6 protein-coding genes are annotated in these 6374 nt (G+C 58.6%); 1 reads left to right on the forward strand and 5 read right to left on the reverse strand.

The annotated features are described in order from the left end of the window. Positions 1-119: 119 nt before the first annotated feature. The 5 genes from glnL to glnA all read right to left on the reverse strand — a co-directional run bounded on the left by glnL (position 120) and on the right by glnA (position 4635). Positions 120-1205 (reverse strand): nitrogen regulation protein NR(II), encoded by a 1086-nt coding sequence (glnL, locus tag ACQKP4_RS27985; protein WP_427637271.1) that lies wholly within the window; start codon positions 1203-1205, stop codon positions 120-122. A gap of 230 nt (positions 1206-1435) precedes the next feature. Next, complete coding sequence (locus ACQKP4_RS27990; RefSeq protein ID WP_427637273.1) at positions 1436-2053, reverse strand: DUF4124 domain-containing protein; 618 nt, start codon at positions 2051-2053, stop codon at positions 1436-1438. After that, complete coding sequence (locus ACQKP4_RS27995; RefSeq protein WP_427637275.1) at positions 2050-2559, reverse strand: DUF4124 domain-containing protein; 510 nt, start codon at positions 2557-2559, stop codon at positions 2050-2052. Before ACQKP4_RS27995 ends, ACQKP4_RS27990 begins: the two co-directional genes overlap by 4 nt. 25 nt (positions 2560-2584) lie before the next feature. Next, positions 2585-3007 (reverse strand): cupin domain-containing protein, encoded by a 423-nt coding sequence (locus ACQKP4_RS28000; RefSeq protein WP_427637277.1) that lies wholly within the window; start codon positions 3005-3007, stop codon positions 2585-2587. Between the two features lie 221 nt (positions 3008-3228). Then, complete coding sequence (glnA, locus tag ACQKP4_RS28005; protein ID WP_427637279.1) at positions 3229-4635, reverse strand: glutamate--ammonia ligase; 1407 nt, start codon at positions 4633-4635, stop codon at positions 3229-3231. A gap of 330 nt (positions 4636-4965) precedes the next feature. On the opposite strand from glnA, the gene thiI reads away from it, so the two are divergent. Next, a partial coding sequence (gene thiI, locus ACQKP4_RS28010) for a tRNA uracil 4-sulfurtransferase ThiI (protein ID WP_427637281.1) occupies positions 4966-6374 on the forward strand: 1409 nt, incomplete at its 3' end.

Below are 6374 nucleotides of genomic sequence, written 5' to 3' on the forward strand. Positions count from 1 at the left end.
ACCCTTTCCGCCGATCAGCAAAACGAGATCCATCGCCTGCTTGGCCTCTATGCACGGGTGAAATACGGCGCTGCTGCGAACGAGACCCTGCGCGACGATCCACACGGTTTCACTACGGCTCATGTCGATGTGGCTCCTTGTTCCAGTGGCAGAAAGATCGAGAAAGTGGTGTGGCCTGGGTGGCTGTCACACTCGATCAGGCCCTGGTGCTGGCTGATGATGTTCTGGGTAATGGCCAGGCCCAGCCCGGTACCGTCCGGGCGGCCGCTGACCATGGGAAAGAAGATGGTTTCCTGCAGGTCCGAGGGAATGCCCGGGCCGTTGTCGATGATTTCGATCTTGGTCACCAGGCGATGGCGCACGTGGCCGATGGTGAACTGGCGCATGGCGCGGGTGCGCAGGCTGATGCGGCCCAGGCGCAGCTCGTTCTGGCTGCTGATGGCCTGCATCGCGTTGCGCACAATGTTCAGCACCGCCTGAATCATCTGTTCGCGGTCGATCAATACGTCGGGAATGCTTGGGTCGTAGTCGCGCACCAACGTGATGCAGCCCTGGCTTTCGGCCTCGACCAAGTGGCAGACGCGCTCCAGCACTTCGTGGACGTTGCACATCGCCAGCGATGGCAATTTGTTGGAACCCAGCATGCGATCCACGAGGTTTCGCAGGCGGTCGGCTTCTTCAATGATGACGTTGGTGTAATCGCGCAGGCTTTCTTCCGGCAGTTCACGCGCCAGCAACTGAGCGGCGCCGCGAATCCCGCCCAGCGGATTCTTGATCTCGTGAGCGAGGCCGCGCACCAGCATCTTGCTGGTTTCCTGCTTCGATAGCTGCGCCTCTTCCTTGGTGATCCGCAACAGACGGTCCCTAGGATGCACTTCCAGCAGCAGCAGGGTGTCGCCGTTGCTCAGGATCGGAGTGACCGCGTAATCGACGGTCAGGGTCTGGCCGGTGAGGGCGGTGAGCATCGCTTCGCGCTTGGTGAACGGGTGCGCCTGTTCGACGGCCTGGCGCAAGGAGTTCAGCGCCTCGGTGGATTCGGTGAAGAGCTCGCTGATGAACTGTCCATGGCTGCGCTGACCGCTGATGGCCAACAGCATCTCCGCCGCCGGGTTCATGTACTCGAGGCGCAGTTCGGCATCGAGCAGGATGGTGGCGGTGGTCAGGTTGTCGAGTAGCAATCGATGCAATGCGTCGCTAATGGTCATCAGGACCTCTTTTGGAGCAGGGCGCGCGCATGAATAAAGCGCTGATGCGAGGAAAATGCAAAAAACAAACCAAGGCTCCGAAAAGAAGCGTTTAAAGCCTGAAACGGGTGTTTAACGCTCGATCGCGTGGCGTTCTGCCAGCTTTCGCGGGTACTTTCGAACCAAAATGGGTTGCGATGTGGGTACGGTGCAACCTGTTGCACCAATATAGTGCGCAAAGCTGAACGGCGTCAGAAGAAACGCAGGAAGGGATTTTTTTCTTCCGGTTTGTCCTTGAGGGGGCATTCCGGGCGCTGGCCGTAGTCGGTCAGGGTGCAAGGTTTGACCTGGCGTTTCTGCGCGAGGGAAATGCGCAGCATGTGGAATGGCTGATTGGCCGTGCGTTCGACAATACGACCTTGCTCGTCGAGGATTTCCACAGACAGGTTATGGCTGCCGCGATCAATGTTGCTCAGGGCAAACACCGGGCTCGGTCCGGGTTCGGCGGTCGGTTGGCCATCCAGCAGCAAGCGATAGCGATGACCACGTTGCAGGCCGGGTTCGCTGGTGACGCTGACGATCAACTCGCCGGCGCTGCTGCGGATCGTCGCGTCCGGTTCCGGCACCAGCACCCGGAGCATGTCGTAGCGGAACAGCGCTGGTTCCTCGTTTTTTTGCGCGGCAATGAACGGGGCGGTTGCGGTCGGGTTGGCAGGCATGCGGTTGCTCGTCGCGATCGGCACCCGTTTGGCTTTGCCCGAGGCTGGCTGGTCGGTGTAGACGCGGTTGCCCTGAGCGTCGACGTAGGTGAAGACTTCAGCCATTGCGGGCAGCGCGACGAAGCAAGCGACCAGCAGCCAGAACTTCATGGCTTGTGCACCCGCTGCACGGTGAACGTGACGGTCGGACTTTGTTGAACGACGTTCTCGCCATTGATCACCTGCACGGCCAGACGGTGTTCGCCACGGTCGATGTTCACCAGTTGCAGGATCGGTACGTTGCTGGGTTGACCGTAGGGTTGATCGTCAAGCAGCAGTCTTAGCACATGAGGACTTTGCAGTTTCGGCTTGATCATGACGCCGACCGTGAACGTGCCGTTGTTGGCGCGCAGGGCTTCCTCGGTGGGCAGCCCTGTCAACTCCAGTACTTCGTAGGCGACAAGCGGTTGTTCGCGGTTGCTGGCGTCGCTGGCCGGTTCCGCAGGCGCCTGACGCTCGACGCTGTTCAGTGGTGGCAACTCGACCGGTTGCGCCTCCACGCCATCGGGCGGCTGGTTGCTATAGGCGGTGTTGCCGGCAGCGTCGGTGTACTTGTAGATCTGGGCCATCACAGGGCAAGTGAGCGACAGCAGAAGAAACATCAACAGTGGCCGCATCCAGACTCCCTGTGGGTATCAAGGCTTACTCCGACAGTGGAATGCCATGGCTGCCAGCATAGAACACAATGAGTTCCACCGGTTTGTCGCCGGTTGTGCCGCGATGGCTGGTGTTGACCATTTCGGCCACTGCATCGCCTTGCTTGAAGTGCCGGACCTGGCCGCTGTCCTTGCTCTCGACCGTCAGTTCGCCGGCAAGAATGTACGCTGCATTGGGGATGGGGTGAGAGTGCCAGTCGAGTGCAGTGTGTGCAGGTATCTTGAGTTTCAGGATTGACAGTTCAGGGGGCGTATTCGGGTAGGCGATGTAAGGCGTTTCGTCCCAGGATTTGCTGGTCTGCAGTAAAACTTCACGTGTGATTGCCTGCTTCGGTGCGGCGGGGTCGCAGCCCGACAAGGCCCCCGCGATCAAGGTGCCAAGCAGGAATGTAAGCGTGTAGATCTTCATTGTTCCATCCGTTAAGTGCGGGCAAGTCGGTACAGGCTACGAGCAACCCAATCGGGTTTATGCCAGACGATACTGTGAGTGCCCTAGGAGATGGATGGATTATTTGTCGGAAGTCGCCCACAGATAAGGCGGCATGGGAGTAGGAGCGTTCTTCAAGCAATAAAAAAGGCCTCCCGAAGGAGGCCTCTCTTTGTCACGCCGCTTGCGCGGGCGCTACCGGATCAGCAGCTGTAGTACAGCTCGTATTCCAGTGGGTGTACGAAGGTGCGAACCTTGATTTCTTCTTCGCTTTTCAGGGCGATGTAAGCGTCGATGAAGTCATCGGAGAACACGCCGCCTTTGGTCAGGAACGCACGACCTTTGTCCAGCTCTTCCAGGGCTTCTTTCAGGCTGCCGCACACTTGTGGGATCTCTTTCGCCTCTTCAGGCGGCAGGTCGTACAAGTTTTTGTCGGCGGCGTCGCCTGGGTGGATCTTGTTCTGGATGCCGTCCAGGCCAGCCATCAACAGTGCAGCGAAGCCCAGGTACGGGTTGGCTGCCGGATCCGGGAAGCGAGCTTCGATACGGCGAGCGCGAGGGCTGGACACGTAAGGAATACGGATCGAAGCGGAGCGGTTGCGAGCCGAGTAGGCCAGCATGACCGGCGCTTCGAAACCTGGGACCAGACGCTTGTAGGAGTTGGTCGACGGGTTGGTGAAGCCGTTCAGTGCCTTGCCGTGCTTGATGATGCCGCCGATGAAGTACAGGGCGGTGTCGGACAGGCCGGCATAACCTTCGCCAGCGAAGGTGTTCTTGCCATCTTTGGCGATGGACAGGTGGACGTGCATGCCCGAACCGTTGTCGCCGTACAGTGGCTTAGGCATGAAGGTCGCGGTACGGCCGTAGGCAACAGCGACGTTGTGTACGCAGTACTTCAGGGTCTGGACTTCGTCAGCCTTGGCGACCAGGGTGTTGAACTTCACACCGATTTCGTTCTGGCCGGCAGTCGCCACTTCGTGGTGGTGAACTTCGATGACCAGGCCCATTTCTTCCATGGCGTTGCACATGGAGGTACGGATTTCGTGGTCGTGGTCGAACGGAGGAACCGGGAAGTAGCCGCCTTTGATACCTGGACGGTGGCCGTGGTTGCCGCCTTCGATGTCCTGGTCGGACATCCACGAACCTTGTTCGGAGAAGATTTTGAACATCGAGCCGGAGATGTCCGACTTGAACTTCACCTGATCAAAGATGAAGAACTCAGGCTCCGGGCCTACGAATACGGTGTCGCCGATACCGGTCGATTTCAGGTATTCCTCGGCACGCTTGGCGATCGCACGTGGGTCGCGATCGTAGCCTTGCATGGTCGAAGGCTCGATGACGTCGCACACGATGATCAGCGTCGGGTCTTCGGTGAACGGGTCGAGCACGGCAGTGCTGTCGTCCGGCAGCAGGATCATGTCGGAGGCTTCGATGCCTTTCCAGCCAGCGATGGAGGAACCGTCGAACATTTTGCCTTCTTCGAAGAAAGCGTCATCCAGCGCGTCGCGAGCCGGCATGGTCACGTGATGCTGAGTGCCTTTGGTGTCCGTGAAGCGCAGATCAATCCACTTGACGTCATGATCTTTGATGAGTTGAACCGACTTCGACATAGTGTCCTCCGGGTGGCTTCGGGCTTAGTAGTGGATGCCCTTAGAATGTGGGTGATGCCGGCGCGAATACTCTGCCATGGCAACCTGCCTCACAAGGGAGCAAATTGCATGCCAGTGCCCCAGCATGGGTTTTTTGCCCCAATATCACGCTTATAAAGGCACAAAGCGTCTGGAAGCAGAAAATCCCGCCCTGTAATGTAGCGCTTCAATCTGTAAATGACCTGTTTTGGTGCGCGCAAAACCTTCTGCACATTAACTGGTTAAACCTTGAGCAATTTCCGCTATAATCCGCGCCCCCCTTTTTCGGCTGGCCCAGCGCGCGCTGTTTTCATGAAACTAATCGTAAAAGTCTTCCCCGAGATCACCATCAAGAGCCGCCCGGTACGGATGCGTTTCATCCGCCAGTTGGCCAAAAACATCCGTACCGTGCTCCGCGACCTGGACCCGGCTGTGGTGGTGAATGGTGTGTGGGACAATCTCGAGCTTGAAACCCGCGTCGCCGAGCCCAAAGTGCTGAAGGAGATGACCGAGCGCCTGAGTTGCATGCCGGGCATCGCGCATTTCCTGCAGGTCGACGAATACCCGCTGGGCGACTTCGACGACATCGTCGCCAAGTGCAAACAGCACTTTGGCGAGGCGTTGGCCGGGAAGATTTTTTCGGTGCGCTGCAAGCGTGCCGGCAAGCATGAATTCAGTTCGATGGACGTCGAGAAATATGTCGGCAGCCAACTGCGTCGTCAGTGCGGCGCCGCCGGTATTTCCCTGAAAGACCCGCAAATCGAAGTTCGCATCGAAATTCGCGACAAACGGTTGTTCGTGATCCACAGCCAGCACAACAGCATCGGCGGTTATCCGCTGGGGGCACTGGAGCAGACGCTTGTGCTGATGTCCGGCGGCTTCGACTCGACAGTCGCCGCCTACCAGATCATGCGCCGGGGCCTGATGAGCCATTTCTGCTTCTTCAATCTGGGCGGGCGGGCCCATGAATTGGGCGTCATGGAGGTCGCGCACTTCATCTGGAAGAAGTACGGCAGCTCCCAGCGCGTGTTATTTGTCAGTGTGCCGTTCGAGGAAGTCCTGGGAGAAATTCTCGGGAAAGTCGATAACAGTCATATGGGCGTGGTTTTGAAGCGTATGATGTTGCGCGCTGCTTCCCGTATTGCCGATCGGCTGGAGATTGAAGCGCTGGTAACCGGCGAAGCGATCTCCCAGGTGTCGAGCCAGACATTGCCGAACCTGTCCGTGATCGACTGCGTGACCGACAAGCTGGTCTTGCGTCCGCTGATCGCCAGTCACAAACAGGACATCATCGACCTGGCCAACGAAATCGGCACCGCCGACTTCGCCAAGCACATGCCGGAGTACTGCGGGGTCATCTCGGTGAACCCGAAGACCCACGCCAAGCGTCCGCGCGTGGAGCATGAAGAGAAAGAATTCGACATGGCAGTCCTCGAGCGTGCGCTCGAGAACGCCAAGCTGGTGCCGATCGATCGCGTCATCGACGAATTGGGCCAGGACTTGCAGATTGAAGAAGTCAGCGACGCGCTGGCGGGGCAAATCGTCATCGACATCCGTCACCCGGACGCCGCTGAAGATGAACCGCTGGACCTGGCTGGTATCGAGGTACAAACGATGCCGTTCTATGCCAAAACCGTGGCCGACCGCGAGCGCTTTGCTGAGTTTCTAGCCTCGCTGCCGACAGGCCTGAGCCACAAGACGCCGGCCGAGGGCAAACAGGT

The sequence above is a fragment of the Pseudomonas sp. NPDC086278 genome (assembly GCF_050280905.1).
Taxonomy (GTDB): domain Bacteria; phylum Pseudomonadota; class Gammaproteobacteria; order Pseudomonadales; family Pseudomonadaceae; genus Aquipseudomonas.

Coding starts and splice junctions, on each gene's coding strand:
- glnA (WP_427637279.1), bottom strand. CDS start 4,635: ATGTCGAAGTCGGTTCAACTCATCAAAGATCATGACGTCAAGTGGATT.
- ACQKP4_RS27990 (WP_427637273.1), bottom strand. CDS start 2,053: ATGAAGTTCTGGCTGCTGGTCGCTTGCTTCGTCGCGCTGCCCGCAATG.
- ACQKP4_RS27995 (WP_427637275.1), bottom strand. CDS start 2,559: ATGCGGCCACTGTTGATGTTTCTTCTGCTGTCGCTCACTTGCCCTGTG.
- ACQKP4_RS28000 (WP_427637277.1), bottom strand. CDS start 3,007: ATGAAGATCTACACGCTTACATTCCTGCTTGGCACCTTGATCGCGGGG.
- glnL (WP_427637271.1), bottom strand. CDS start 1,205: ATGACCATTAGCGACGCATTGCATCGATTGCTACTCGACAACCTGACC.